25 protein-coding genes, 1 pseudogene and 1 other annotated feature are annotated in these 25,366 nt (G+C 57.0%); of the genes and pseudogenes, 17 read left to right on the top strand and 9 right to left on the bottom strand.

Going from position 1 to position 25,366, the window contains the following annotated elements:
- Window positions 1-26: 26 nt before the first annotated feature.
- Window positions 27-962: a LysR family transcriptional regulator gene (locus L379_RS22615; RefSeq protein WP_032652030.1), complete on the bottom strand. Its 936-nt coding sequence runs from the start codon at window positions 960-962 to the stop codon at window positions 27-29.
- Window positions 963-1,075: 113 nt separating this feature from the next.
- Between L379_RS22615 and L379_RS22610 the strand changes: the two genes are divergently transcribed.
- The 8 genes from L379_RS22610 (at window position 1,076) to L379_RS22575 (ending at window position 9,300) form a co-directional block, all read left to right on the top strand.
- Window positions 1,076-2,101: a zinc-dependent alcohol dehydrogenase family protein gene (locus tag L379_RS22610; RefSeq protein ID WP_032652032.1), complete on the top strand. Its 1,026-nt coding sequence runs from the start codon at window positions 1,076-1,078 to the stop codon at window positions 2,099-2,101.
- A gap of 113 nt (window positions 2,102-2,214) precedes the next feature.
- The gene (gene yidA / locus L379_RS22605) at window positions 2,215-3,027 is read left to right on the top strand and encodes a sugar-phosphatase (RefSeq protein ID WP_032652034.1); all 813 of its coding nucleotides are present in this window, start codon (window positions 2,215-2,217) and stop codon (window positions 3,025-3,027) included.
- A 226-nt stretch (window positions 3,028-3,253) separates the two neighbouring features.
- Entirely contained in the window at window positions 3,254-3,943 is a 690-nt protein-coding gene (dgoR, locus tag L379_RS22600; protein ID WP_003861109.1) for a D-galactonate utilization transcriptional regulator DgoR, read from the top strand.
- Window positions 3,940-4,818, top strand: a complete 879-nt coding sequence (locus L379_RS22595; protein WP_003861107.1) for a 2-dehydro-3-deoxygalactonokinase — start codon at window positions 3,940-3,942, stop codon at window positions 4,816-4,818. The genes dgoR and L379_RS22595 overlap by 4 nt, the downstream gene beginning before the upstream one ends.
- Window positions 4,802-5,419 carry a 2-dehydro-3-deoxy-6-phosphogalactonate aldolase gene (locus L379_RS22590; protein ID WP_023295663.1) on the top strand — a complete coding sequence of 206 codons (618 nt, stop codon included), beginning with the start codon at window positions 4,802-4,804 and terminating at the stop codon, window positions 5,417-5,419. The genes L379_RS22595 and L379_RS22590 overlap by 17 nt, the downstream gene beginning before the upstream one ends.
- Window positions 5,416-6,564: a galactonate dehydratase gene (gene dgoD, locus L379_RS22585; protein ID WP_003861103.1), complete on the top strand. Its 1,149-nt coding sequence runs from the start codon at window positions 5,416-5,418 to the stop codon at window positions 6,562-6,564. The genes L379_RS22590 and dgoD overlap by 4 nt, the downstream gene beginning before the upstream one ends.
- A gap of 117 nt (window positions 6,565-6,681) precedes the next feature.
- Window positions 6,682-8,019, top strand: a complete 1,338-nt coding sequence (locus L379_RS22580) for an MFS transporter (protein WP_161496779.1) — start codon at window positions 6,682-6,684, stop codon at window positions 8,017-8,019.
- Window positions 8,020-8,070: 51 nt separating this feature from the next.
- Window positions 8,071-9,300: a DUF3748 domain-containing protein gene (locus tag L379_RS22575; protein ID WP_072202415.1), complete on the top strand. Its 1,230-nt coding sequence runs from the start codon at window positions 8,071-8,073 to the stop codon at window positions 9,298-9,300.
- Here the strand turns inward: L379_RS22575 and L379_RS22570 are convergent.
- Complete coding sequence (locus L379_RS22570; protein WP_017383693.1) at window positions 9,297-9,629, bottom strand: YceK/YidQ family lipoprotein; 333 nt, start codon at window positions 9,627-9,629, stop codon at window positions 9,297-9,299. The two genes, L379_RS22575 and L379_RS22570, sit on opposite strands and share 4 nt — an antisense overlap.
- Window positions 9,630-9,876: 247 nt before the next feature.
- Window positions 9,877-9,951, top strand: a sequence feature (ROSE (Repression Of Heat Shock gene Expression) occurs in the 5'-region of heat shock genes and acts as an RNA thermometer to modulate expression.).
- Here L379_RS22570 and ibpA point away from each other — a divergent pair.
- The 3 genes from ibpA (at window position 9,945) to L379_RS22555 (ending at window position 12,773) form a co-directional block, all read left to right on the top strand.
- Window positions 9,945-10,355, top strand: coding sequence for a small heat shock chaperone IbpA (ibpA, locus tag L379_RS22565; RefSeq protein ID WP_006177605.1), 411 nt, complete (start codon window positions 9,945-9,947; stop codon window positions 10,353-10,355). (Overlaps the previous feature by 7 nt.)
- A 136-nt stretch (window positions 10,356-10,491) precedes the next feature.
- Window positions 10,492-10,920, top strand: coding sequence for a small heat shock chaperone IbpB (ibpB, locus tag L379_RS22560; RefSeq protein WP_015570126.1), 429 nt, complete (start codon window positions 10,492-10,494; stop codon window positions 10,918-10,920).
- A gap of 191 nt (window positions 10,921-11,111) precedes the next feature.
- Window positions 11,112-12,773 carry a putative transporter gene (locus L379_RS22555; protein ID WP_017694020.1) on the top strand — a complete coding sequence of 554 codons (1,662 nt, stop codon included), beginning with the start codon at window positions 11,112-11,114 and terminating at the stop codon, window positions 12,771-12,773.
- On the opposite strand, the gene L379_RS22550 is transcribed toward L379_RS22555, so the two are convergent.
- The gene (locus L379_RS22550) at window positions 12,741-13,487 is read right to left on the bottom strand and encodes a GntR family transcriptional regulator (RefSeq protein ID WP_017383690.1); all 747 of its coding nucleotides are present in this window, start codon (window positions 13,485-13,487) and stop codon (window positions 12,741-12,743) included. The two genes, L379_RS22555 and L379_RS22550, sit on opposite strands and share 33 nt — an antisense overlap.
- Window positions 13,488-13,709: 222 nt before the next feature.
- Between L379_RS22550 and L379_RS22545 the strand changes: the two genes are divergently transcribed.
- The 4 genes from L379_RS22545 (at window position 13,710) to L379_RS22530 (ending at window position 17,428) form a co-directional block, all read left to right on the top strand.
- Window positions 13,710-15,332 carry an alpha-glucoside-specific PTS transporter subunit IIBC gene (locus L379_RS22545; RefSeq protein ID WP_017694019.1) on the top strand — a complete coding sequence of 541 codons (1,623 nt, stop codon included), beginning with the start codon at window positions 13,710-13,712 and terminating at the stop codon, window positions 15,330-15,332.
- Window positions 15,329-16,651: a 6-phospho-alpha-glucosidase gene (locus L379_RS22540; protein WP_015570123.1), complete on the top strand. Its 1,323-nt coding sequence runs from the start codon at window positions 15,329-15,331 to the stop codon at window positions 16,649-16,651. The genes L379_RS22545 and L379_RS22540 overlap by 4 nt, the downstream gene beginning before the upstream one ends.
- A 92-nt stretch (window positions 16,652-16,743) precedes the next feature.
- Window positions 16,744-17,091, top strand: coding sequence for a YidH family protein (locus tag L379_RS22535; RefSeq protein ID WP_003861080.1), 348 nt, complete (start codon window positions 16,744-16,746; stop codon window positions 17,089-17,091).
- On the top strand, window positions 17,081-17,428 hold the full coding sequence (locus tag L379_RS22530) for a DUF202 domain-containing protein (RefSeq protein WP_017383689.1): 348 nt from the start codon (window positions 17,081-17,083) through the stop codon (window positions 17,426-17,428). Before L379_RS22535 ends, L379_RS22530 begins: the two co-directional genes overlap by 11 nt.
- Before the next feature lie 82 nt (window positions 17,429-17,510).
- Here L379_RS22530 and dsdA read toward each other — a convergent pair whose 3' ends face one another.
- Both dsdA and dsdX read right to left on the bottom strand, forming a co-directional pair.
- Window positions 17,511-18,797 (bottom strand): D-serine ammonia-lyase, encoded by a 1,287-nt coding sequence (gene dsdA / locus L379_RS22525; RefSeq protein WP_015570121.1) that lies wholly within the window; start codon window positions 18,795-18,797, stop codon window positions 17,511-17,513.
- 17 nt (window positions 18,798-18,814) lie between these two features.
- The gene (gene dsdX / locus L379_RS22520; RefSeq protein WP_032652037.1) at window positions 18,815-20,152 is read right to left on the bottom strand and encodes a D-serine transporter DsdX; all 1,338 of its coding nucleotides are present in this window, start codon (window positions 20,150-20,152) and stop codon (window positions 18,815-18,817) included.
- 204 nt (window positions 20,153-20,356) lie between these two features.
- Here dsdX and dsdC point away from each other — a divergent pair, with 204 nt between their 5' ends.
- Together dsdC and L379_RS24700 are read left to right on the top strand one after the other, a co-directional pair.
- Window positions 20,357-21,283: a DNA-binding transcriptional regulator DsdC gene (dsdC, locus tag L379_RS22515; protein WP_023302824.1), complete on the top strand. Its 927-nt coding sequence runs from the start codon at window positions 20,357-20,359 to the stop codon at window positions 21,281-21,283.
- Window positions 21,284-21,367: 84 nt separating this feature from the next.
- A pseudogene (locus L379_RS24700) lies at window positions 21,368-22,453 on the top strand (cellulase family glycosylhydrolase); the annotation flags it as partial.
- Here L379_RS24700 and emrD read toward each other — a convergent pair.
- The 4 genes from emrD to tisB all read right to left on the bottom strand — a co-directional run bounded on the left by emrD (window position 22,359) and on the right by tisB (window position 25,215).
- The gene (gene emrD, locus L379_RS22510; RefSeq protein ID WP_015570118.1) at window positions 22,359-23,543 is read right to left on the bottom strand and encodes a multidrug efflux MFS transporter EmrD; all 1,185 of its coding nucleotides are present in this window, start codon (window positions 23,541-23,543) and stop codon (window positions 22,359-22,361) included. The pseudogene L379_RS24700 and the gene emrD overlap by 95 nt on opposite strands.
- Window positions 23,544-23,718: 175 nt before the next feature.
- Window positions 23,719-24,552: a DMT family transporter gene (locus L379_RS22505; RefSeq protein ID WP_015570117.1), complete on the bottom strand. Its 834-nt coding sequence runs from the start codon at window positions 24,550-24,552 to the stop codon at window positions 23,719-23,721.
- A gap of 62 nt (window positions 24,553-24,614) precedes the next feature.
- Window positions 24,615-25,061, bottom strand: a complete 447-nt coding sequence (locus L379_RS22500) for a GNAT family N-acetyltransferase (RefSeq protein ID WP_003861064.1) — start codon at window positions 25,059-25,061, stop codon at window positions 24,615-24,617.
- A 64-nt stretch (window positions 25,062-25,125) separates the two neighbouring features.
- Window positions 25,126-25,215 carry a type I toxin-antitoxin system toxin TisB gene (gene tisB / locus L379_RS26410; RefSeq protein WP_017383683.1) on the bottom strand — a complete coding sequence of 30 codons (90 nt, stop codon included), beginning with the start codon at window positions 25,213-25,215 and terminating at the stop codon, window positions 25,126-25,128.
- Between the last annotated feature and the right edge of the window lie 151 nt (window positions 25,216-25,366).

The following is a 25,366-nucleotide window of genomic DNA, read 5'->3' on the forward strand; positions in this document are numbered from 1 at the left end:
CGTGATACTGCGATAAAAGCCGCGCTTCAGCGCGGCTTTTTTATGGCCACAGGAAACTCCAGCGACATCACTGCTGGTAAACGTTTGACCAGCATATCTATGGCAATTCTTACCCTTAGCGGCAGGTGTGGCGTCTGCTGCCAGACGGCATGAACGTCGAAGCGTACATCCGGGGCCTGCTTTAAGAGCGGGACAAGATCTCCCTGCTGAATTTCTTTAATGACCATCCAGCAGGGTAACCATGCAAGGCCGTGGCCGGCCAGCGCCGCGTCGCAGATCGCCTGCAAATCATCCATATTGAGCGATGAGCGGGGAATAAACGTGCGCGACGTGCCATCGTAATCCATCAGCTGCCAGGGTAGGACTCTGCCCGCACGCGTGTAGTTAATGGCCGTATGCTGGCGTAGATCATCAACGGTTTGCGGCTGGCCATTCTTAAACAGGTAATCCGGCGCGGCGCACAGCACCATCCGGTGCTCCCCCAGCCTTCTGGCGACCAGCACGCTGCTGTCAGCCAGAGCGCCATTGCGCACCGCCATATCAAACCCTTCTTCCACGAGATCCACGACGCGGTCGCTGAAGGACATTTCAAGCTCAAGCCCGGGATGCTCCTGCGCCAGCTCTATTAGCAGCGGGGCGATACACTGGCGACCAAACAGCACCGGCACGGCAACACGCAGCCGACCGCTGACCTGATGTTTTCCGGTTTCAAGCTGCGATTCAGCGCCACGGATCTCCTCCAGCGCGCGCAGGCAGCGTTCATAAAAAAGCGCGCCGTTATCGGTCAGCCTCTGACTGCGGGTGGTCCGATGAAACAGACGAACCCCCAGCCTCTCTTCAAGACGAGCAATGCTTTTTCCTACCGCCGAGCGCGACAAATGCAGACGGACGGCGGCCTGGGCAAAACTTCCTGCCTCAACGGAGGCAACGAAAACGGGAATATCTTTCAGCGTATCGGTCATGGACGGATTGTGTCAATTTGGTCATCAATGAAGGGAAAACTTATCGCCACTGGCGACGCTGAGTCAACGGTAGACTGTCAGAACTGAAAATCATCTGATGACAGGAGAAAAAAATGACTGAAACAATGCAACGCTGGTCAATGGATGCCCTTGGTCGTGAAAGCCTCAGGCTCGTTCAGGAGCCTGTTCCACAGCCAGGCCCGGGGGAGGTTCGCGTAAGGGTTAAAGCCGTTGCGCTCAACTACCGGGATAAAATGGTGATTGAAGGCACGATGCCGATTCCGCTTTCCTTCCCGTTTACCCCAGCATCTGACATGGCAGGCGTGGTGGACAGCATCGGCGAAGGCGTTACGCGTTTCAAGCCCGGCGCACGCGTCATCTCAACCTTCTTCCCGGAATGGATCGACGGCAAGCCGCAGGCAGACGCGCGCGATTTGCCCTATAAAACGTCCGGTGGATACTTCCAGGGCATGCTGGCCGAATATGTGATTGTGAGTGAAAACGCGCTGGTGGCGTCCCCGGAAAGCCTGGATGACGCTGAGGCCAGCACGCTTCCTTGCGCGGGGCTTACCGCATGGTTCGCGCTGGTGGAGCGCGGTCATTTACGCGCCGGGCAATCGGTGCTGGTACAAGGGACGGGCGGTGTGGCGCTATTCGCTTTGCAGATAGCAAAAGCGCACGGCGCAGAAGTTATTGTTACGTCGGGGAGTGATGAAAAACTGGCGCGGGCCAAAAAGCTGGGGGCCAGCCAGGGCATCAACCGACTGAAAGGCGACTGGGCTGAAAATACGCTGGCACTGACGCAGGATCGCGGCATCGACCATATTATCGAAACGGTGGGTGGGGAGAACCTGAGACATTCCCTGCGCGCCGTTGCCGTTCATGGGCGGATATCGGTCATTGGCGTGCTGGCCGGAACAGAAATTTCTCTGCCTGCAAGCGAGCTGTTGCTGAAATCTCCCGTCATTCAGGGGATTGGGGTTGGACACCGCCGGGCGCTGGAAGATTTTGTCCGTGCTGTTGATGTCACGGAGCTAAAACCGGTGATTGAGCATCGCTACCGCTTTGACGAGCTGGAACAGGCGCTTGAACATCTGGATCGCGGTGCGTTTGGCAAAATCGTTCTCACCCGCGAGTGAGTTCCCGTTCCCGGGATAAACGTAAAAGGGGCTTTTTGTTGCGCAAGGTAGCTCTATTTTTGTGTGCTTAATCGCGTTAGCATGAGGTAGCACTCATTTATCCCGGGGACCTCATGGCTATCAAACTCATTGCAATCGATATGGACGGCACGCTGCTGCTGCCAGACCACACTATCTCTCCTGCCGTTAAAAATGCGATCGCCGCCGCACGCGAAAAAGGCGTGAACGTGGTGCTCACCACCGGACGCCCGTATGCCGGGGTGCACAGTTACCTGAAAGAGCTGCACATGAACCAGCCTGGCGATTACTGCATCACCTATAACGGCGCGCTGGTGCAAAAGGCAGCCGATGGCAGCACGGTGGCGCAAACTGCACTGAGCTATGATGACTACCGTTTCCTGGAAAAACTCTCCCGCGACGTGGGCTCTCACTTCCACGCGCTCGATCGCAATACGCTTTACACCGCCAACCGCGATATCAGCTACTACACGGTGCACGAGTCCTACGTTGCAACCATTCCACTGGTGTTCTGCGAAGCGGAAAACATGGACCCGGCAACCCAGTTCCTGAAAGTGATGATGATTGATGAACCTGCGGTTCTCGACAAAGCCATCTCACGCATTCCGGCTGAGGTAAAAGAGAAATACACCGTGCTGAAAAGTGCGCCGTACTTCCTCGAAATCCTTGATAAACGCGTCAATAAAGGCACGGGCGTCAAATCGCTTGCCGATGCGCTGGGCATCAAGCCTGAGGAGATCATGGCGCTGGGCGACCAGGAAAACGATATTGCGATGATCGAATATGCGGGCATGGGCGTGGCGATGGATAACGCCATCCCGTCGGTAAAAGAAGTGGCGAACTTCGTGACTAAATCTAACCTGGAAGACGGCGTTGCCTGGGCGATCGAGAAATTTGTTCTGTCGTAACAAGTGCTTTGAAAGATTAGCCCCGGTTATTAACCGGGGCTTTTTTTGGCCCTGAATTTATCAAATTGTTCTTTTTGTGATCTGGATTGTAGTACAACATTAACTGATTGTACTACATTGTCACCACAGCAAAGACGAAAGGCCTCACGTTTGTACTGCAAAAGTGAGGCGAAATTCAGCGGTCGCGGTAAAGTAGTGATGGACTTACAGAGCACAAGGACTCTCCATGACACTCAATAAAACCGATCGCATTGTCATCACGCTGGGCACTCAGATTGTGGGTGGCAAATACGTTCCCGGTTCGCCGCTGCCAGCAGAGGCGGAACTGTGCGAGGAGTTTGAAACCTCGCGCAACATCATTCGGGAAGTGTTCCGCTCGCTGATGGCGAAGCGGCTGATTGAAATGAAGCGCTATCGCGGCGCGTTTGTGGCGCCGCGTAACCAGTGGAACTACCTCGATACCGATGTTCTGCAATGGGTGCTGGAAAACGACTACGACCCACGGCTCATCGGCGCGATGAGCGAAGTCCGAAATCTGGTGGAACCGGCCATCGCCCGCTGGGCGGCAGAGCGCGCAACGTCAGGTGACCTGGCACAGATTGAGTCGGCTTTAAACGACATGATCGCCAATAACCAGAATCGGGAGGCGTTCAACGAAGCGGACATTCGTTACCACGAAGCGGTATTGCAGTCGGTGCATAACCCGGTTTTACAGCAGCTTAGCGTGGCGATCAGCTCGCTACAGCGAGCAGTATTTGAACGTACCTGGATGGGCGATGAGGCCAACATGCCGAAAACGCTTCAGGAACATAAAGCGCTGTTCGATGCGATACGGCATCAGGACGGCGATGCGGCAGAGCAGGCGGCGCTGACCATGATCGCCAGCTCGACACGAAGGCTGAAGGAAATCACATGACATCACGCTACATCGCAATTGACTGGGGATCGACCAATCTGCGCGCCTGGCTCTACCAGGGTGAGCAGTGCCTGGAAAGCAGGCAATCAGAAGCAGGTGTGACGCGCCTGAACGGTAAATCCCCCGCAGCGGTGTTAGCAGAAGTGACACAAAACTGGCGCGACGGTACTACGCCAGTGGTGATGGCCGGAATGGTCGGCAGTAACGTGGGGTGGAAGGTCGCGCCTTACCTGTCAGTTCCGGTGCATTTCACCGCCGTTGGCGAGCAGTTAACGTCCGTTGGCGACAATGTCTGGATTATTCCCGGTTTATGCGTCTCTCGCGACGATAACCATAATGTGATGCGCGGCGAAGAGACGCAGCTGCTCGGGGCGCGCACCCTTTCTCCTTCTTCTGTCTACGTCATGCCCGGGACGCACTGCAAATGGGTCCAGGCGGATGCTGAGCAAATTCATGATTTCCGCACCGTGATGACCGGCGAACTGCACCACTTGCTGCTTAAGCATTCGCTGGTGGGGGCCGGTTTGCCGGAGCAGACCCCTTCGCCGGAAGCGTTTGCCGCCGGGCTTGAGCGCGGGATCGCATCCCCTGCCGTTTTGCCGCAACTTTTTGAGGTTCGCGCCTCGCACGTGCTGGGAAATCTTCCGCGCGAACAGGTCAGCGAATTTCTGTCCGGCCTGCTGATTGGCGCAGAAGTCGCCACTCTGAGCGACGCGTTCGCCGGGCAGCAGGCCATCACGCTCGTCGCGGGTTCATCGCTGACGTCTCGTTACCGCCAGGCGTTCCACGCTATCGGACGGGATGTTGCTGCGGTGGAAGGCGACACGGCATTTCAGGCAGGCATAAGGAGCATCGCTCATGCAGTGGCAAACTGAACTTCCCCTGATCGCGATTTTGCGCGGTATCACGCCCGGTGAGGCCTTAGCGCACGTTGGCGCGGTGATCGACGCCGGGTTCGACGCGGTGGAAATCCCGCTCAACTCCCCGGAGTGGGAAAAAAGCATTCCGGCAATTGTGAAGGCGTTTGGTGATAAGGCGCTGATTGGCGCTGGCACCGTATTACAGCCGGAGCAGGTGGATGAACTGGCGAAGATGGGCTGCAAGCTTATCGTCACACCAAATATCAACCCCGAGGTGATCCGCCGGGCGGTGGATTACGGCATGACCGTCTGCCCGGGTTGCGCCACGGCCACAGAAGCCTTTGCCGCCCTCGATGCGGGCGCACAGTCTCTCAAAATTTTCCCGTCGTCGGCCTTTGGTCCGGATTACATCAAAGCGCTGAAAGCGGTCTTACCCGCCAGCGTGCCGGTCTTTGCCGTGGGCGGCGTCACGCCGGAAAACCTGGGCCAGTGGATGAGCGCGGGCTGTGTGGGCGCGGGGCTGGGCAGCGATCTCTATCGTGCCGGTCAGCCCGTTGAGCGTACCGCACAGCAGGCGGCAGCATTTGTGAAAGCGTATCGAGAGGCAGTGCAATGAAAATAACCAAACTCACCACGTACCGTTTACCCCCGCGTTGGATGTTCCTGAAAATCGAAACCGACGAAGGCGTGGTTGGCTGGGGCGAGCCGGTGATTGAAGGCCGTGCGCGCACCGTTGAAGCCGCGGTGCACGAGCTGGGCGAATACCTGATTGGCCAGGATCCGGCACGCATCAACGACCTGTGGCAGGTGATGTACCGCGCGGGCTTCTACCGCGGGGGGCCGATTCTGATGAGCGCCATCGCCGGTATTGATCAGGCGCTGTGGGATATCAAAGGAAAAGTGCTCAATGCCCCGGTCTGGCAATTAATGGGCGGCCTGGTGCGCGACAAAATCAAAGCCTACAGCTGGGTGGGCGGTGACCGCCCTGCGGAAGTGATCGACGGTATCCGGCAACTGCGCAACATCGGTTTTGACACCTTCAAACTCAACGGCTGCGAAGAAATGGGCGTTATCGACAACTCGCGCGCGGTAGACCGGGCGGTGAATACCGTGGCGCAAATCCGTGAAGCCTTCGGTAACGAGATTGAGTTTGGTCTGGATTTCCACGGCCGCGTCAGCGCGCCAATGGCCAAAGTGCTGATTAAAGAGCTGGAGCCGTATCGCCCGCTGTTTATCGAAGAGCCGGTGCTGGCCGAGCAGGCGGAATACTATCCGAAACTGGCTGAACAGACGCACATTCCCATCGCGGCGGGGGAACGCATGTTCTCGCGCTTCGAGTTTAAACGCGTGCTGGAAGCGGGCGGCATTGCGATCCTGCAACCGGACCTCTCCCACGCGGGCGGCATCACCGAATGCTACAAAATTGCCGGAATGGCAGAAGCCTACGATGTGGCGCTGGCGCCGCACTGTCCGCTTGGGCCGATTGCGCTGGCGGCCTGCCTGCACGTCGACTTCGTCTCCCGCAATGCGGTGTTCCAGGAACAAAGCATGGGCATTCACTATAACAAGGGCGCGGAGCTGCTCGACTTTGTGAAAAACAAAGAAGACTTCAGCATGGAAGGTGGTTTCTTTAAACCGTTAACGAAGCCGGGCCTTGGCGTGGAGATCGACGAAGCTAAAGTCATTGAGCTGAGTAAAAGTGCGCCGGACTGGCGTAACCCACTGTGGCGTCATGAAGACGGTTCCGTAGCCGAGTGGTAAATCGCCGGATGGCGCTACGCTTATCCGGCCTATTCTCTCGTAGGCCCGGTAAGCGAAGCGCCACCGGGCAAAAAAAACGTACATAGAAAAAATATAACCCTCTGTAAATTACAGGGCATGGTGAGCGGCTTCGCTATGCCCAAAATCTGGAGACAGATTGCGATGGATATTCCAGTTACTGCTGCAAAAACCGGGCGTCGTCGTTACCTGACGCTGATCATGATCTTTATTACCGTGGTCATCTGTTATGTCGACCGCGCCAACCTTGCCGTGGCATCGGCTCATATTCAGGAAGAGTTTGGCATCACCAAAGCGGAAATGGGCTACGTCTTCTCGGCGTTTGCCTGGCTGTATACGCTCTGTCAGATCCCCGGTGGCTGGTTCCTTGACCGCGTGGGTTCACGTCTGACCTACTTTATCGCTATTTTGGGCTGGTCCGTGGCGACCCTGTTCCAGGGCTTCGCGACCGGGCTGATGTCGCTGATTGGCCTGCGCGCCATCACCGGGGTGTTTGAAGCGCCGGCGTTTCCGACCAACAACCGCATGGTGACCAGCTGGTTCCCTGAACACGAACGCGCTTCCGCTGTTGGTTTTTACACCTCCGGGCAGTTTGTTGGTCTGGCGTTTCTGACGCCGCTGTTAATCTGGATCCAGGAGCTGCTGAGCTGGCACTGGGTGTTTATCGTCACCGGCGGGATCGGCATTATCTGGTCGCTCATCTGGTTTAAGGTTTATCAGCCGCCGCGCCTGACCAAAAGCATCACCAAAGCCGAACTGGACTACATCCGCGACGGCGGTGGCCTGGTGGATGGCGATGCGCCCGTGAAAAAAGAGGCGCGCCAGCCGCTGACCAGAGCGGACTGGAAGCTGGTCTTCCACCGTAAGCTGGTGGGCGTGTATCTGGGACAGTTCGCGGTGACCTCCACGCTGTGGTTCTTCCTCACCTGGTTCCCGAACTATCTGACCCAGGAAAAAGGTATTACCGCGCTGAAGGCAGGCTTTATGACCACCGTACCCTTCCTTGCGGCGTTTTTCGGCGTCCTGCTCTCGGGCTGGCTGGCGGATAAGCTGGTGAAAAAAGGCTTCTCGCTGGGCGTTGCGCGTAAAACGCCGATTATCTGCGGACTGCTGATCTCTACCTGCATCATGGGAGCGAACTACACCAACGATCCGGTGTGGATCATGACCCTGATGGCGGTAGCGTTCTTCGGAAACGGTTTTGCCTCCATCACCTGGTCGCTGGTGTCGTCCCTGGCGCCGATGCGTCTGATCGGCCTGACTGGTGGCGTGTTTAACTTCGTTGGCGGCCTGGGCGGGATCACCGTACCGCTGGTCATCGGTTACCTGGCGCAGGACTACGGCTTTGGTCCGGCTCTGGTGTATATCTCTGCCGTGGCGCTGATCGGGGCGCTCTCCTACATCCTGCTGGTCGGCGACGTTAAACGAGTAGGCTAATCCCTTCGGATGTTTTACCCTGATGCGATAACCGCGCATCAGGGTATTTTCATGAAACAAATCACCTTCGCTTCCCGCAACCACCAGCTCACCAACATCAACACCTGGACGCCAGACAGCCAGTGGCTTGTCTATGATGTCCGCCCGTCCGGCGCGTCGTTTACCGGTGAAACCATTGAGCGGGTCAATGTTAGTACGGGCGAGGTTGAGGCGATCTACCGTGCGACTGACGGCGCGCATGTCGGCGTGGTAACCGTTCATCCGGCGCAGGACAAATATGTTTTTATCCACGGCCCGAAAAACCCGGATGCAGACTGGCAGTATGATTTTCACCATCGTCAGGGGGTGATTGCGCACAATGGTCAGGTGAGCAATCTTGATGCGATGGATATCACCGCGCCTTACACCGCAGGCGCGCTGCGTGGCGGCAGCCACGTCCACGTTTTTAGCCCGAACGGGCAGTTCGTCAGCTTTACCTACAACGACCATGTGCTGCACGCGCGCGATCCGCAGCTGGATTTGCGTAACGTCGGGGTGGCGGCGCCTTTTGGCCCAGTAAACCCACAGGGGAACCATCCGCGGGAATATGCCGGCACCTTCTGGAGCGTACTGGTAAGCCGTACAACGCCGAACCCGAAACCGGGCAGCGATGAGGTAAACCGCGCCTATGAAGAGGGCTGGGTGGGCAACGACAGGCTGGCGTTTATCGGCGATACGGTGTCTGCGAAAGGCGAGAAAGTGCCCGAACTGTTTATTGTCGATCTCCCCAAAGACGAGCAGGGCTGGAAACGGGCGGGCGATGCGCCGTTGCAGGGAACGCCTGATACAATGCCCGCGCCGCCTGCGGGCGTAACGCAACGTCGCTTAACCTTCACCCATCAGAAGGCGTATCCGGGGCTGGTGAACGTACCGCGCCACTGGGTGCGCAGCAATCCGCAGGGGACGCAGATTGCGTTTTTAATGCGGGACGATAACGGCGTTGTGCAGCTGTGGCTTATCTCCCCTGAGGGCGGCGAGCCGCGTCAGCTGACCCACACTGAGCGTGATATTCAGTCGGCCTTTAACTGGCATCCTTCCGGCAACGGGCTGGGATTTGTGCTTGCAGGCCGTATTGCCTGCTGCGATGCGCAGACCGGAGAGGTGACGTTTTTGACGTCCGATCACGGCAATCCGCCGTCTGCTGACGCTGTGGTGTTTTCCCCGGACGGACGATTTATTGCATGGATGGAAGAGAAGGACGGTTTCCGCCAGCTGTGGCTAACGGAAACCGCACAGAATTAGCGTGGAGGCATCTCTGCGGGCGGGATGACGGAATTGGTCGCCAGCTTTTCCTGCTCGCTTTTCTCAACGCGCGAACGCACTGAGCTGTCGGTGCGGAACATATCCCACGGCAGCAGAAGCGTATCGGCAACCGCCGTAAACGGCATATCAAGAATCGCCAGAGATTTGGTACCCCAGTTTGTCTCATCATCAGAGATCATTGCGGCACTGGCGCGCGTCCCCGGATATGTTCCTTCTTTACCGCCGGTGTGCGACATCACGCTCGAACACCCGCAAAGTAAAACAACCCCGCTGAACGACGCCAGCTTAATCAGAACATTTCTCATCATCACTCAGTCATCTTTAGTAGCACGGCATTGACCTGCAACTCAGGGTTATAGCGAGGCGCGTCCAAAATGGATAGCTCAAAACTCCCGCACTGTGGTCGTCATCGCAATTTAACCCTTTGTGCTGTGCCCCTGAGTCTATGCGACAACCAGCAAAGTGCAAAAAAATCTCACATCAACAGTCTTGAAAAGGCCGTATCCAGACCCATTTTAAGAATGTAACCCGATAACGGACACGCCTGATGGGTGTTCGGGGAAGCAGAAGCCTGTCCATGGTGGAAGGCTACATTTTCTCGCTGATTTCAGGAGCATTTATCCATGCGTAATTTCGATCTCTCTCCGCTATACCGTTCTGCCATTGGTTTCGATCGTCTGTTCAACCACTTAGAAAACAACCAGAGCCAGAGCAACGGCTATCCTCCTTACAACGTTGAACTGGTTGACGAAAACCACTATCGCATTGCGATTGCTGTTGCCGGTTTCGCAGAGAGCGAACTGGAGATCACCGCGCAGGACAATCTGCTGGTGGTGAAAGGCTCCCATACGGCCGAGCAGAAAGAACGAACCTACCTCTACCAGGGCATCGCAGAGCGCAACTTTGAGCGCAAGTTCCAGCTGGCTGAGAACATCCACGTCAAGGGCGCGAACCTGGTGAACGGCCTGCTGTTTATCGAACTGGAACGTGTGATTCCGGAAGAGAAAAAACCGCGTCGTATCGAAATCAACTAATTACGCGGGTCGCGTGAGCGGCCCACCCGAACTTGCTTGCCGTAACGGGAGCATATGCGAATCCGCAAGGGTTTGCAGGTACAACTGTGCACAAAATTAAACTGTGCCGCACTCGCTTCTCAGAAGGAGATTTAGTATGCGTAACTACGATTTATCCCCCCTGCTGCGTCAGTGGATCGGTTTTGACAAACTGGCTAACGCGCTGCAAAGCGCAACCGAACAGCAGACCTTTCCGCCGTACAACATCGAAAAAAGCGATGATAACCACTACCGCATCACGCTTGCGCTGGCCGGGTTCCGCCAGGAAGATCTCGACATCCAGCTTGAGGGTACGCGCCTGACCGTGAAAGGGTCACCGGAAAAACCAGACACCGAGACCAAATGGCTGCATCAGGGGCTTGTCACTCAGCCGTTTAGCCTGAGCTTTACCCTGGCAGACCATATGGAAGTTTCTGGCGCGACGTTCACTAACGGGCTGCTGAACATTGACCTCACCCGTAACGTGCCGGAAGCCATTGCGCCTCAGCGCATCGCCATTAGCGAACGCCCGGCGTTGAACAGCTAAACCACGTTTTTGCCGGGTGGCAAACCTGCCGATCCTGTAGGTCGGGTAAGGCGCAGCCGCCACCCGACTCGCTCACAGATGCCATGAAGCCCTGCCCCGGCAGGGCTTTTTTGTGCGCCATCGCCCATACAACCGCCGTCAGCTCTGAGAGAATCCTTAGCATAACTATGGTTATACACAGGATGTGGATCATGAGTGATATCGCGTTAACCGTTAGCGTGTTGGCCCTTGTCGCGGTAGTGGGGCTATGGCTGGGGAATATCAAAATCCGCGGCGTCGGATTTGGCATCGGCGGGGTGCTGTTCGGCGGGATTTTTGTCGGCCATTTTGCCGACCAGCTTGGGTGGGTGCTCAGCGCCGATATGCTGCATTTCATCCAGGAGTTCGGCCTGATCCTCTTTGTGTATACCATCGGTATTCAGGTGGGGCCGGGCTTCTTCGCTTCCCTGCGCGTCTCCGGTTTACGCCTTAATCTCTTTGCCTTCGGCATCGTCGTGATGGGTGGGCTGGTTACCGCCATTCTGCATAAACTCTTCGCGATTCCGCTGCCCGTTGTGCTGGGCATCTTCTCCGGCGCCGTCACGAATACGCCCGCGCTCGGGGCGGGCCAGCAAATTCTGCGCGATCTGGGTATCCCTGCTGATGTCGTCGATCAGATGGGGATGAGCTACGCCATGGCCTATCCGTTTGGCATTTGCGGTATTTTGCTCTCGATGTGGCTGGTGCGCGTGCTGTTCCGCGTTAACGTCGAGCAGGAGGCAAAAGAGCATGAAAGCACGCTGACCAACGGCCATGCGCTCATTAAAACCATCAACATTCGCGTCGAAAACCCCAACCTGAACAATATGGCGATACAGGATGTTCCCATTCTGAACAGCGCGACCATTATCTGTTCCCGCCTGAAACGTGATGAAACGCTGATGGTGCCTTCACCGGATACCCTTATTCAGCACGGCGATCTCCTGCATCTGGTAGGGCAACCGGCGGATTTAAACAATGCCCGGCTGGTGATCGGTCAGGAGGTGGATACCTCACTCTCAACCCGTGGAACGGACATGCGCGTGGAGCGGGTGGTAGTGACCAATGAGAAAGTCCTGGGCAAGAAAATACGCGATTTGCAGGTTAAAGAGCGTTATGACGTGGTGATCTCCCGGCTTAACCGCGCCGGTGTCGAGCTGGTGGCTAGCCAGGATGCCAGCCTGCAATTCGGTGATATTCTCAACCTCGTCGGGCGTCCCTCATCCATTGATGCCGTAGCGGACATGGTAGGCAACGCCCAGCAAAAACTCCAGCAGGTGCAGATGCTGCCGGTCTTTATCGGCGTCGGGCTTGGCGTCATGCTTGGCTCCATCCCCCTGTACGTGCCCGGCTTCCCGGTGGCACTGAAGCTGGGTCTGGCAGGCGGGCCGCTCATTATGGCGCTGATCCTCGGGCGTATCGGCTCCATTGGTAAGCTCTACTGGTTTATGCCGCCGAGTGCTAACCTGGCGCTGCGGGAGTTAGGCATCGTGCTGTTTCTGGCGGTGGTGGGGCTGAAATCCGGCGGCGATTTTGTCGATACTCTGGTGAACGGCGAAGGGATGAGCTGGGTAGGATACGGCATATTTATTACCGCTATCCCACTGATAACAGTCGGATTACTGGCACGTATCTTCGCTAAAATGAACTATCTTACGCTGTGCGGCATGCTGGCCGGTTCCATGACCGATCCGCCCGCGCTGGCGTTCGCCAACAACCTGCACGCCACCAGCGGCGCGGCGGCATTGTCCTACGCCACGGTTTATCCGCTGGTGATGTTTCTGCGCATCATCACCCCGCAGCTACTGGCGGTGCTGTTCTGGGGGATGGGCTAACAAGTCTTCCGGGTGGATGCGCCGCAGATGGTAGTCCACCTGGTAATCGCTGGTGTTCCGGAACATCACGGAATAATTGAGGAACTCGCCGCTGTCGCTGTAGGAAAGGGAGGTGATGCGCAGCAGCGGCGTCTGTTCCGGCACATTCATATAACCGGCCAGCTGTTTATCTGCCAGCACCGGCGTCAGGCTCTCGTAGTTGCCGCTGATGGTGATCCCGCATTCCTTCTCGATGTAATCAAACTTAGACCCTTCGAGATGCGCCAGGGAAAGATTGCGGAACAGCTTCACCGGCATAAAGCTGTCCTCCAGCATCAGCGGTTTTCCGTCCACGTAACGCACCCGCCTTGAAAAATAGATCCGCTCATCAACCTGAATCCGCAGCTGGCTGGCGATAGCGGGCGGCGCGGGCATCACTTCAAACTGCAACACCTTGCTCTGCACTTCTTTCCCCTGCTGGCGCAGCACCTCCACCAGCCCGGTCAGGTTAGTCGTTTCATGATGAACGTCTTTGCGCGCTACGAACGTCCCGCTGCCGTGTCGACGTTCAACCAGCCCCCAGCTTACCAGCAGATCCAGCGCCTTGCGGATGGTCATCCGGGCTACGCCAAACTCCTTTGCCAGCGCTTTTTCTCCGGGTAACGGACTGCCAATGTTGTAGTCCGAGGAATTCAGCCGCAGCCGCAGCCGATCGGCAATTGATTTGTAGATCACCAGTAGACCTCTCTGCGCACATCATGGCGTGGATTACGTCTTAACTTGTCTATTTTTATTTTAAAAAGTAGACCTGATTGGTCAAATTAAAACCATGAATGCGATCACGAATCGCAGCGGCATACCATGTTGCTGCATCAGTAAGTTCTTATGCTCACCTCAGGCCAGTAAAAAACCATAAAGGCCTCTATCCCCTACAGGTTGTTTCATGAGGATTTAAAAATGCTCAGTCAAATACAACGTTTTGGCGGCGCCATGTTCACCCCGGTTTTGCTGTTTCCCTTTGCCGGGATCGTGGTTGGGATCGCCATCATGCTTCGCAATCCGCTGTTTGTCGGTGAGGCCTTAACCGCGCCGGATAATCTGTTCGCGCAAATTGTTCACATCATCGAAGAGGGCGGCTGGGCGGTGTTCCGAAATATGCCGCTGATTTTTGCTGTCGGCTTACCGATTGGCCTGGCAAAGCAGGCGCAGGGCCGCGCCTGTCTGGCGGTGCTGATTAGCTTCCTGACCTGGAACTACTTTATCAATGCGATGGGGATGACCTGGGGTCACTTCTTTGGCGTCGACTTCTCTGCTGAACCCACTGCCGGCAGCGGGCTGGCGATGATTGCCGGAATCAAAACGCTTGATACCAGCATCATCGGGGCGATTATCATTTCCGGGCTCGTCACCGCCATCCACAACCGATTTTTCGACAAGCCGTTGCCGGTCTTTCTGGGGATTTTCCAGGGCACCTCGTTTGTCGTTATCCTCGCGTTCTTCGTCATGATCCCCTGCGCCTGGCTGACGCTGCTGGGATGGCCGAAAGTGCAGATGGGCATTGAGTCGTTGCAGGCCTTTCTACGTACCGCTGGCGCGCTGGGCGTATGGGTTTATACCTTCCTGGAACGCATTCTGATCCCAACCGGATTACACCACTTTGTCTACGGCCCGTTTATCTTCGGCCCGGCTGCGGTAGAAGGCGGCATTCAGGTCTACTGGGCACAGCACCTTCAGGAATTCAGCCAGAGCACTGTGCCGCTGAAAACGCTGTTTCCGGAGGGCGGATTCGCGCTGCACGGCAACTCTAAGGTGTTTGGCTCAGTCGGTATTGCGCTGGCTATCTGGTATACCGCGTCGCCGGAGAACCGCGTCAAAGTGGCAGGTCTGCTGATCCCGGCCACGCTTACCGCCGTGCTGGTGGGCATTACCGAACCGCTGGAGTTCACCTTCCTGTTTATCTCGCCGTTGCTGTTTGCCATCCACGCCGTGCTGGCCGCAACGATGGCGACGGTGATGTATACCTTCGGGGTGGTGGGGAACATGGGGGGCGGTCTGCTGGACCAGTTCCTGCCGCAAAACTGGATCCCGATGTTCCATAACCACGCCTCGACGGTATTCACCCAGATTGGCATCGGCCTCTGCTTCACCGGGATCTACTTCGTGGTCTTCAGAACGCTTATCGAACGTCTGAATCTCAAAACGCCGGGCCGGGAAGAGAGCGAAATCAAACTCTACAACAAAGCCGACTATAAGGCCGCGCGCGGGCAAACCACCGCCCCGGCGGCAGCCAGCCAGCAGGTCGGGCAGGCTGCTGGGTTCTTACAGGCGCTCGGCGGCGCAGCAAACATCGAAAGTATCAATAACTGCGCCACCCGCTTGCGTATCGCCCTGGTGGATATGACGAAAACCCAAAGCGATGACGTCTTCAAGGCCCTGGGCGCACACGGTGTGGTGCGGCGCGGCAACGGCATACAGGTGATTGTCGGTCTGCACGTTCCTCAGGTGCGCGACCAGCTGGAATCGCTGATGAAAACCCCTTTAACAAACGAACAAACCACTCTGACAGAGGCTATATCATGAAAAAATTCTCAGTTGTTATTGCAGGCGGCGGCAGTACATTCACGCCTGGTATCGTCCTGATGCTGTTAGCCAACCGTGACCGTTTCCCGCTGCGTGCGCTGAAGTTCTATGACAATGACGGAGCACGTCAGGAGATCATCGCCGAGGCGTGCAAAATCATCCTTAAGGAGCAGGCGCCGGAGATTGAATTTAGTTACACCACCGATCCTGAAGCGGCCTTTACCGATGTGGATTTCGTGATGGCGCATATTCGCGTGGGCAAATACCCCATGCGTGAAAAAGATGAAAAAATCCCGCTGCGCCACGGCGTGTTGGGCCAGGAAACGTGCGGGCCGGGCGGCATCTCCTACGGCATGCGCTCCATCGGCGGCGTGCTGGAGTTGGTGGATTACATGGAACAGTACTCCCCGAACGCGTGGATGCTGAACTACTCCAACCCGGCGGCGATTGTCGCGGAAGCCACGCGCCGCCTGCGTCCGAACGCGAAAATTCTCAACATCTGCGACATGCCGATCGGCATTGAAGGACGTATGGCGCAAATCGTCGGTCTGAAAGACCGCAAAGAGATGCGAGTGCGCTACTACGGTCTGAACCACTTCGGCTGGTGGACGTCGATTGAAGATCTGAACGGCAACGATCTGATGCCGAAACTGCGCGAATACGTGGCGAAAAACGGTTATGTTCCGCCTTCGGAAGATGCGCATACTGAAGCGAGCTGGAATGATACTTTCGCCAAGGCTAAAGACGTACAGGCGCTGGATCCGGACACCATGCCGAACACCTACCTGAAGTATTACCTGTTCCCGGACTATGTGGTCGCCCATTCCAACCCGGAGCGTACCCGCGCCAATGAAGTGATGGATCACCGTGAGAAGCATGTATTCAGTTCATGCCGGGCGATTATCGAAGCCGGTCATTCTTCTGCCGGTGAACTGGAAATCGACGAACATGCGTCGTACATCGTCGATCTGGCGACCGCGATCGCCTTTAATACCCAGGAACGCATGCTGCTGATTGTGCCTAACAATGGGGCTATCCATAATTTTGACGCCGACGCGATGGTAGAAATCCCTTGTCTGGTCGGCCACAACGGACCGGAGCCGCTGACCGTTGGTGATATTCCGCACTTCCAGAAAGGGCTCATGAGCCAGCAGGTGGCAGTGGAAAAACTGGTGGTGGACGCCTGGGAGCAGCGCTCGTATCAGAAACTCTGGCAGGCGATTACCCTGTCGAAAACCGTACCGAGCGCGTCGGTGGCGAAGGCGATTCTGGACGATCTGATTGAAGCCAACAAAGAGTACTGGCCGGAACTGCATTAATTTTCCTGACCGGCATCGCCAGATGCCGGTCTCCTTGTCCTGGCTGAATTACGCTATGCTGAAGCCTGCATGCAGCACGACAAGGAACCTTCATGAACATTTCCCGCCTCGGTGAAGCACCGGACTACCGCTTCTCACTGGCTAACGAACGCACGTTCTTAGCGTGGATCCGCACCGCCCTGGGCTTTCTGGCCGCAGGTGTCGGTCTTGATCAGCTCGCCCCCGATTTTGCCACCCCGTTGATTCGCGAAGTGCTGGCCCTGCTGCTGTGCCTGATTGCCGGTGTGCTGGCGATTTATGGCTATCTGCGCTGGCTTAGAAATGAAAAGGCGATGCGTCTGAAGCAGGATCTCCCCTACACGCGCGGCTTGCTCATCATTAGTACGATTTTGCTGATGGTTGCGGGCGTAGTGATGTTACTGGTGTTGTATGCCGGATAGCCGCAAAGCACGGCGGGAAGCGGACCCCGGGCTTCAGCCGGAGCGAACCTCGCTGGCCTGGCTGCGCACGCTGCTGGGGTATGGCGCGCTGATCGCTCTTGCCATTAAGCACAACTGGCACCGCACGGGGGCGCCATTCTGGATCTCCATTGTTGTGCTGGCGCTGGTAGCCGTCATTTTATGGCGCTACACCCGCAGCCGTAACCTGATGGACGTGGCGCAGAACGACTTTGCGCAGCCGAAAGCGGTGCGGGATAAGTTCCTGATTGCGTTGGCTGTGCTATCTCTGTCTTTACTCTTTGCAGTTACTCACATTCAGCAAATTATGAGCTTATAAGCCCGGTGGCGGCTGCGCCTTACCGGGCCTACAACTGCCGCGAACTGTAGGCCGGGTAAGGCGTAGCCGCCACCCGGCATAATTACTTCCCTTTAGCTAAATACTTCGCCATCTCATCCTCCGGCACCATGCCGCCGCCGGTCGCCCAGACCAGGTGCGTGGGGTTGGCATCCGCCTGCACGCGCAGCGGCCCGGCCATCCCCGCCAGCGCCGACGGCTCCAGGCGAATCCCTTCCTCCTGCGCCAGCCAGCCGAGCATGTCGTACATGCTTTGATCGGAGAGGGTATAGAACCCGTCGAGCAGGCGCTCCATCGCGCGGCCCACGAAGCCGGAGGCACGTCCTACCGCCAGACCGTCCGCCGCCGTCACGTTATCAATGCCCAGATCCTGCACCGCAATCTCATCGTGCAACCCGGTGTAAACGCCCAGCAGCATGCACGGTGAGTGCGTTGGCTCCGCGAAGAAGCAGTGGACGTTATCGCCAAAGGCCAGCTTCAGGCCAAACGCCACGCCGCCGGGGCCACCGCCGACGCCGCACGGCAGGTAGACGTACAGGGGATGATCGGCATCCACCACGCGGCCCTGCTCGGCAAACTGCGCCTTCAGGCGCTCGCCCGCCACCGCATAGCCCAGGAACAGCGTACGGGAGTTTTCATCGTCAATGAAGAAACAGTTCGGATCGCTTTCCGCCGCTTTGCGTCCCTGTTCCACCGCCACGCCGTAATCCTGCTCATATTCCACGACGATCACGCCGTGGCTGCGCAGTTTGGCTTTCTTCCACTCGCGGGCGTCGGCGGACATATGCACCGTCACCTTAAAGCCAATGCGGGCGCTCATAATGCCGATGGACATCCCGAGGTTGCCGGTTGAGCCCACGGCGATGCTGTACTGGCTGAAGAAATCCTTAAAGCGCGGCTCCAGCAGGATGCTGTAGTCGTCTTCGACGCTCAGCAGTCCGGCTTCCAGCGCCAGCTTTTCCGCGTGGGTCAGCACCTCATAGATTCCGCCGCGGGCTTTAATCGAGCCGGAAATCGGCAGATGGCTGTCTTTTTTCAGCAGCAGCGTGCCTGGAATGGCCTTACCGGACTCTTTCTCCAGCCGCGCCTGCATCGCCGGGATCGCGACCAGGTCGGATTCGATAATCCCGCCCGTTGCCGCCGTTTCCGGGAACGCTTTCGCCAGATACGGCGCGAAGCGTTTCAGGCGCGCGTGCGCGTCGTCCACGTCGGCTTTGGTCAGCCCGACATACGGCAATCCTTCCGCCAGCGTCGTGGTGCGCGGGTTAAGCCAGGTGGTTTCTTTCAGGGCAATCAGATCCTCAACCAGAGGAAACTGTGCGGTTAAAGTAGTGATAGTTGCGTTTTCCATAATACGTCTCTTCGCGCTCAGATAATGAAAGAAAGCAGGAATGTGCCGCCAAGTGCAAGCACCGAGGCGATAAACGTCGCCGTCGTATAGTATTTGAAGGTCTCATTCAGGGTCGCGCCGCAGTATTGCTTCACCAGCCAGAAGAGAGAATCGGTCACGATCGTGCAGCCAATAGCGCCGGACCCGATGGCAATGGTGATGATCTCCGGGCTTACGTTCGGGTAGAGCGGCAGCATCGGCGCTACTATCGCCGTGGCACCCATCATCGCTACCGTTGCCGAACCCACGGCGGCGTGCAGCACCAGTGCCACCAGCCAGGCGAGAAGGATAGGGTGCATATGCAAGTTCGAGAGAATATGCGCCAGCGTCTCCGCCAGACCGCTGGTTTTAAGGATGGCGTTGAACGCGCCGCCCGCACCGATAATCAGCAAAATGTTGGCGATAGAGCCAAAGCCGTGCTCCGTATGAGTCAGCATTGCGCCCATGCCCATGTGCTGGCGGATCCCCAGCAGGTAGTAGGCGACAAACACGGCGATAAACATCGCGGTGATGGGGTTGCCGATAAACTCCAGCAGGGTATAAAGCGTGCCTTCTTTTGCCATGTTCAGCTCGGCAATGGTTTTCACCAGCATCAGGGCAATCGGCAGCAGCACGGTGCACAGCGTGGCGCTCAGCGATGGCAGCGTGTGTTCTTCCCGCACCTTCAGGTCTGAAAATTCCGCCGGAACCGGCTTATAGGGCAGACGATCGCCGAGCAGCTTCAGGAACAGCGGGCCGCCAACCAGAGACGCCATCAGGCCCACCATCAGACCGTAGACAATCACTGTCCCGACGTCCGCCCCTAATTTATTGGTGACAAACAGCGCGGCCGGATGCGGAGGCACCACGCAGTGCACTGCCATTAGTGCGGTACAGAGCGGAATGGCCAGCTTGAGCAGCGACGTGTTGGTCTTTTTGGCGATGGAAAACGCCAGCGGGATCAGCAGTACCACGCCCACTTCCACAAACAGCGTAATGCCGCAGATCAGGCCGACCAGGACCATAATCACGTCCGCCGACAGCCAGCGGCAGCGCTGCAACGTAATCCCGATGCGCTCTGCCGCGCCGGAGACTTCCATCATTTTGCCGAGAATAGTGCCAAGACCGATAACCGCCGCCAGGAAGCCCAGCGTACCGCCAATCCCGCTCTCAATGGCGTTCACCATATCCAGCGGGCTCATCCCCATCATCGCGCCGACGAAAAAGCTTGCCAGCAGCAGCGCGAGGAACGGGTGAAACTTCAGTTTTACGATGGTTAAAACAATCAATACGATGCTGACAAGCAGCGTTGCCACAACCCAGACCTGAGATCCCATATCTCACCTCACCCTTATGTCATCTGGGGGTATTGGACGAAAAAACGGCGTGGGCTGACAAACGATATAAATTGGCGTTCAGATGAGCCAGATTGGATCAACTGAGTGACTGTGTTCTAAAAAGCGCACTTAACTCGTATTAGGTTCACATAAATTCATTCTTGAGCGGTATGCTGAACGCAGAAATTACGTGTGGGAATTGTGATGACCGATGCGAATGAAGGCAGAAACCGGCTGTTAAACGGCTGGCAACTGTCGAAAATGTACACCTTTGAAGTGGCCGCCCGGCATGAGTCCTTCGCGCTGGCGGCGGCGGAGCTGTCGCTCAGCCCCAGCGCGGTGAGCCACCGCATAAACCTGCTGGAAGAGGAGCTGGGCATTCAGCTGTTTGTCCGCTCACACCGTAAAGTGGAGCTGACGCAGGAAGGCAAGCGCGTTTACTGGACGCTGAAATCGTCCCTCGACACCCTGAATCAGGAGATCCTGGATATTAAAAACCAGGCGCTGTCAGGTACGCTAACGGTGTACTCCCGGCCGTCGATCGCCCAGTGCTGGCTGGTGCCGATGCTGGGGGATTTTACCCGCCGCTACCCGTCGATTTCACTTACTATTCTGACTGGTAATGATTACGTCAACATGCAGCGAACCGGCATCGATCTGGCGCTCTATTTCGACGATACGCCGCCAAACCACCTTTCTCATCACTTTTTGATGGATGAAGAGATTTTGCCCGTCTGCTCGCCGGCGTATGCCCGGGAGCATGAACTGCTGAAAAACCCCCATAACCTCAGCCACTGCACGTTACTGCACGACCGTCAGGCCTGGAGCAATGATTCCGGTACGGATGAGTGGCTGAGCTGGGCGCAGCATTACGCGGCGAATATGCCGTTGTCATCGGGTATTGGCTTCGATCGCTCTGATTTAGCCATTATCGCGGCCATGAATAATGTGGGGGTGGCGATGGGGAGAAAGCGGCTGGTGCAAAAACGTCTCGAACGAGGGGAGTTGATCGCACCCTTTGATGGGAAAACTCTCAAGTGCCATCAGCATTATTACGTCTCAACGCTTCCCGGCCGTCAGTGGCCGAAAATTGACGCCTTTATCGGCTGGCTAAGAGAGCTGGCGGGTTGAAGAATTATTACGCTTTCGCTCTACACCAAATGTGAAAAAGCGTGCTAAATACAGGTAATGCTTTTGATTTATCCAGGGTAAACCGTGTTAAAGCCTTTTATTGCCACTGCGATCTTACTCTCTTCCGGCTGGGCGATTGCCGCTGAGCCGCCGCTGACGGCTGCCCGTTACGCGCAGATGCTGGGCGTCGGAATGGATGTCGACTGGGCACGCACCGAGCGCGGTATCCGCGAGTTCGACCCGCTGGTGGTCCGTGATTTTCAGGCGAAAGGCATACACCATGTCCGTATTCGGGTGGCGGGCGAACCGACGGAAGCGCGGCTGATTCACCTGCGTAAGCTGGTGGAGGCCTGCGAGCAATACGGCGTCATCCCCATCATCGCTTATCAGGCCGATGAATATAAAAACGACCCGAAAGCGGATACCGAAAAAGAGGTGATTAACTGGTGGATTGCCGTGGCGCACTATTTTGGTCAGCGCTCGCCGTTGCTGGGCTTTGACCTGATCTACGAACCGGCGGACAAGCTCAACCACAACGTTGCTTCGCTCAACCGGGTGTATGAGAAAGCGATCAAAGACATTCACGCCATTGATGCCAGCCGCATGATTTTTATCGCCCCTCGTCTGCGCGCCGCGCCGGAGGATTTATCCAGCCTGAAGCTGCCCGCGCACAGCCAGAATTACCTGCTGGCGGAGTGGCATATTTTCCCCTGGGGCCCGCTGAAAACGAACGGTAAATACCCGTGGACGTCCGGAACTGCGGCTGAGAAAGCGGCTATCCGTAACCGAATCAACGCCGCGCTGCACTGGCAACAAAAAACCGGGCATGTGAGCTGGGTTGGCGGCTGGGGGGTGGGCGAATCGAAAAGCCTGACGCCAACCGCCTCGCAGATGGCGTTTGCCACGTTTATGGCGTGCGAGCTGCAACAGGCCAACATCCCGTATGCGATAAACGCCGATGTTCAGTTTTATGACGGGGAAGAGGGGGCGTGGCGGCCTGCCCCAGAGCGGCTATTGCAGGCGATGATTGCGCCCGTCTGTGAAAAGCCCGGCGAGAAGCCGGGCCATCATGCGGTTAAACCGGCTGTTCGTGATGCGAGACACGCGACGCCAGCGGCAGCCAGCACAGCAAAATCAGCAGCCCCATCAGGGTCATCAGCAAGCCTAAACTCGCCTGCCCGGTCTGCGGCATCATAGCCGAAAGCCAGGCCAGCGCGCCGGAACCGATGTTCTGCAAACCGCCCACCAGCGCGCCTGCCGTGCCTGCGAGGAACGGGAACGGCTCCATCGCGCCGCTGGTGGCGAGGGGAAACAGCATGCCCGCGCCGAAGAAGAACAGCGCCGCCGGGATGAGCAACGTCCAGACCGACATCACGTCAAACAGCCCCGGGATCCACATCATCAGCCCGGCCAGCAGACAGCTGATCACCGACTGCCACATCAGCGTGGAGAAACGCTTGTTCGGACGTCCGGCGAACCATGCGCCGAAGAACGCCGCCGGGATCGGCAGAATAAACAGAATACTCACCACCATGCTGCTCAGGCCAAGGCCTGCGCCCAGCAGCACGCCGGAACAGGCTTCAAACACCGCAATTCCCGCCAGGCCGCCGATTAGCATCAACAGATAACAGGTAAAGGACCCATTACCGAACAGCGTTTTGTAGCTGGCGATGAGCTTCGTGCGCGGCGCGTCTTTTGGGCGGGTTTCCGGCATCCAGCGCGCCATGCTGAAGGTGACAATAATGCACAGCACCAGCAGGAAGGCGTAACAGGCGCGCCAGGACCAGACGGTGTCCAGCAGACCCCCAATCAGCGGGGCCAGCAGCGGGCTGACCAGAATACCCATATTTAACAGACTGTTGGCGTGACGAAGCTGTGTGCCCTGGTACATATCACGCGGCAGGGTACGCGCCATAACCCCGCCAACGCCGGTGCCCACGCCCTGAAGGGCGCTGGCGGCAATCAGGACGGTCAGGCTGTGAGTGGTAATGGCAATCACCGTCGCTACCATGAAAATGCTCATGCCCACCAGAATAACCGGACGACGCCCGACGCGATCGGACAGGGGACCATAAACCAGCTGTGAAACGCCATAGGTCAGCAGATAGGCTGCCATCACGCTCTGGACTGCACCTTCGCGGACGCTCAGATCTTTTGCCATATCGGCAATCGCCGGAATGTAGATGGTTTGTGCCATCTGCCCGACGGCCACCAGTAACACCAGCATCAACAATAAATTCACGTTCCGTTGCTTTTTCATGTCGCTGAATACTTTTGCCAAAAGAGATAAATAAAGAATAAGTGACTACGCATTCCCATAAATGCGCGAGGAATCTACCACAGAGAGATGACAATTTAAGCATTACTGTGATGAATGACAGAAGGCGTGAAGGCAGGATTTGTAAACAAGATTGGCAACTAATGTTGCCAGCGAATTACGCCAGGCGCAGCAGGACCGCACCGGCAGCAATACCCAGTGCCGCCGCGATGCGCAGGCCGGCAACCTTCTCTTTTAAAAGCACAAATGCGATTAATGCGCCGAAGAGAATAGAGGTTTCACGCAGTGCCGCGACCACAGCCAGCGGTGCCTGGGTCATCGCCCAGAGTGCCAGACCGTAAGATCCCATCGTCCCGACGCCGCCGAGCAGCCCTTTTTTCCAGTGCAGGCGCAGGTAGCTGGACGCTTCGCGACGCCGTGCCACCATTGCCCAGCTCAGCAGGCAGAAACCGTTCATGAAGAAGGTCCAGAGCGTATAGCCCAGCGCAGTGTCCGAGAGTCGCACACCGGTGCCGTCCACCAGGGTATACCCGGCGATAAAACAGGCGTTCAGCAGCGCCAGCCAGATCCCCTTGCGTGACTGCATGCGGCCGTTCATCGCCATGGCCAGAATCGACAGACAAATGACCCCAATGCCGGACCAGGCAAGCCAGGAGAGATGATCCCCGAGCACCAATACGCTGATCAGCGCCACCAGCAGAGGGGCCGTCCCGCGCATAAGGGGGTAGGTCTGGCTCATGTCAGAGACCTGATAGGTCTTCGCTACCAGCACGGTGTACACCACCTGTAACGCACAGGAGACGAACAAATATGGCCAGCTTGCGGCAGTTGGCTGAGGAGAGAAGGGCAGTAAAATCAGGGCAATAAGCGCGGCTGAACCGCTGACTCCGATCGCCGAGTAGAGTTTATCCGTTCCGGCTTTAACGATGGCGTTCCAGCTGGCATGCAGCAGTGCGGCGAACAGTAAAATGCAGAAAACGGTGATGGTCATGGCGTATCGGTTGGTGAAATGTCATCCAACTGTAACATTCACCCGTCGATGCTGCCAGCCGCTTACACTGCGCAAAAAAGGCGGTGCGTCACCCGGGGTTCGTCTGACACCAGCCTGAAGCCCGCCCGATGGTAAAATCCGTACGCGGTTTCCGGCGCATGGGTATTAAGAAAATCAAACCAGATGCTGGCATCCGCCATCACCACGGTCAAAAGCTGTTTGCCTATGCCCTGCCCACGGCACTTTTCGCTGACGTAGAGATGACGAATACGTCCGGCGCGCGGCTGCTGGCTGAACGGATCGCGATTAAGGCCGCACACGCCCACCAGCCTGCCGTTAAGAAACGCCCCCAGCAGTTTTTCACCCGGCGCGTTAAAGCGGTTTTCACCCCGCTGCCAGTTCTCTTCCAGCCTGCGCAGCATATTGAAATTCAACGCGATACTCTCCGCCTTCAGGGCGATATACCCGGGTTCATCGGGCGTGACGGGCTCAATTAACAGACGCGACATAGCATTCCCTCGTTATTAAAGAGGGGCGGTTGCCCGCCCCTCTCAGGTGCGACTTGAACCTGAATCACCGAACGTATTTCAGGACAGCATCAAGCAGTTGCAATACAGCAACAATGAGTTTGAGGACAAGTATGACCATATCCACGACGCTCATACGCGTCTCCTTTTGGTTAAAAGGAGCACGATGCTGGCGTACCTTTCCGCCGCCTGTGGCCAGCACCTGGATTGACGTAACACAGTGTGCTCACTTCAGGGGTTAAGGCACTGACGGCACCACCCGTTTCAGCCAGGACTTCGTTGCGCCG

It is taken from the genome of Enterobacter sp. MGH 33, from assembly GCF_000534535.1.
GTDB lineage: Bacteria > Pseudomonadota > Gammaproteobacteria > Enterobacterales > Enterobacteriaceae > Enterobacter > Enterobacter hormaechei_C.

What these genes read in the sequence shown, in the direction of transcription:
- L379_RS22615 (WP_032652030.1), bottom strand. Translation starts at nt 962, where the DNA reads ATGACCGATACGCTGAAAGATATTCCCGTTTTCGTTGCCTCCGTTGAG.
- L379_RS22610 (WP_032652032.1), top strand. Translation starts at nt 1,076, where the DNA reads ATGACTGAAACAATGCAACGCTGGTCAATGGATGCCCTTGGTCGTGAA.
- yidA (WP_032652034.1), top strand. Translation starts at nt 2,215, where the DNA reads ATGGCTATCAAACTCATTGCAATCGATATGGACGGCACGCTGCTGCTG.
- dgoR (WP_003861109.1), top strand. Translation starts at nt 3,254, where the DNA reads ATGACACTCAATAAAACCGATCGCATTGTCATCACGCTGGGCACTCAG.
- L379_RS22595 (WP_003861107.1), top strand. Translation starts at nt 3,940, where the DNA reads ATGACATCACGCTACATCGCAATTGACTGGGGATCGACCAATCTGCGC.
- L379_RS22590 (WP_023295663.1), top strand. Translation starts at nt 4,802, where the DNA reads ATGCAGTGGCAAACTGAACTTCCCCTGATCGCGATTTTGCGCGGTATC.
- dgoD (WP_003861103.1), top strand. Translation starts at nt 5,416, where the DNA reads ATGAAAATAACCAAACTCACCACGTACCGTTTACCCCCGCGTTGGATG.
- L379_RS22580 (WP_161496779.1), top strand. Translation starts at nt 6,682, where the DNA reads ATGGTGAGCGGCTTCGCTATGCCCAAAATCTGGAGACAGATTGCGATG.
- L379_RS22575 (WP_072202415.1), top strand. Translation starts at nt 8,071, where the DNA reads ATGAAACAAATCACCTTCGCTTCCCGCAACCACCAGCTCACCAACATC.
- L379_RS22570 (WP_017383693.1), bottom strand. Translation starts at nt 9,629, where the DNA reads ATGATGAGAAATGTTCTGATTAAGCTGGCGTCGTTCAGCGGGGTTGTT.
- ibpA (WP_006177605.1), top strand. Translation starts at nt 9,945, where the DNA reads ATGCGTAATTTCGATCTCTCTCCGCTATACCGTTCTGCCATTGGTTTC.
- ibpB (WP_015570126.1), top strand. Translation starts at nt 10,492, where the DNA reads ATGCGTAACTACGATTTATCCCCCCTGCTGCGTCAGTGGATCGGTTTT.
- L379_RS22555 (WP_017694020.1), top strand. Translation starts at nt 11,112, where the DNA reads ATGAGTGATATCGCGTTAACCGTTAGCGTGTTGGCCCTTGTCGCGGTA.
- L379_RS22545 (WP_017694019.1), top strand. Translation starts at nt 13,710, where the DNA reads ATGCTCAGTCAAATACAACGTTTTGGCGGCGCCATGTTCACCCCGGTT.
- L379_RS22540 (WP_015570123.1), top strand. Translation starts at nt 15,329, where the DNA reads ATGAAAAAATTCTCAGTTGTTATTGCAGGCGGCGGCAGTACATTCACG.
- L379_RS22535 (WP_003861080.1), top strand. Translation starts at nt 16,744, where the DNA reads ATGAACATTTCCCGCCTCGGTGAAGCACCGGACTACCGCTTCTCACTG.
- L379_RS22530 (WP_017383689.1), top strand. Translation starts at nt 17,081, where the DNA reads ATGCCGGATAGCCGCAAAGCACGGCGGGAAGCGGACCCCGGGCTTCAG.
- dsdA (WP_015570121.1), bottom strand. Translation starts at nt 18,797, where the DNA reads ATGGAAAACGCAACTATCACTACTTTAACCGCACAGTTTCCTCTGGTT.
- dsdX (WP_032652037.1), bottom strand. Translation starts at nt 20,152, where the DNA reads ATGGGATCTCAGGTCTGGGTTGTGGCAACGCTGCTTGTCAGCATCGTA.
- dsdC (WP_023302824.1), top strand. Translation starts at nt 20,357, where the DNA reads ATGACCGATGCGAATGAAGGCAGAAACCGGCTGTTAAACGGCTGGCAA.
- emrD (WP_015570118.1), bottom strand. Translation starts at nt 23,543, where the DNA reads ATGAAAAAGCAACGGAACGTGAATTTATTGTTGATGCTGGTGTTACTG.
- L379_RS22505 (WP_015570117.1), bottom strand. Translation starts at nt 24,552, where the DNA reads ATGACCATCACCGTTTTCTGCATTTTACTGTTCGCCGCACTGCTGCAT.
- L379_RS22500 (WP_003861064.1), bottom strand. Translation starts at nt 25,061, where the DNA reads ATGTCGCGTCTGTTAATTGAGCCCGTCACGCCCGATGAACCCGGGTAT.
- tisB (WP_017383683.1), bottom strand. Translation starts at nt 25,215, where the DNA reads ATGAGCGTCGTGGATATGGTCATACTTGTCCTCAAACTCATTGTTGCT.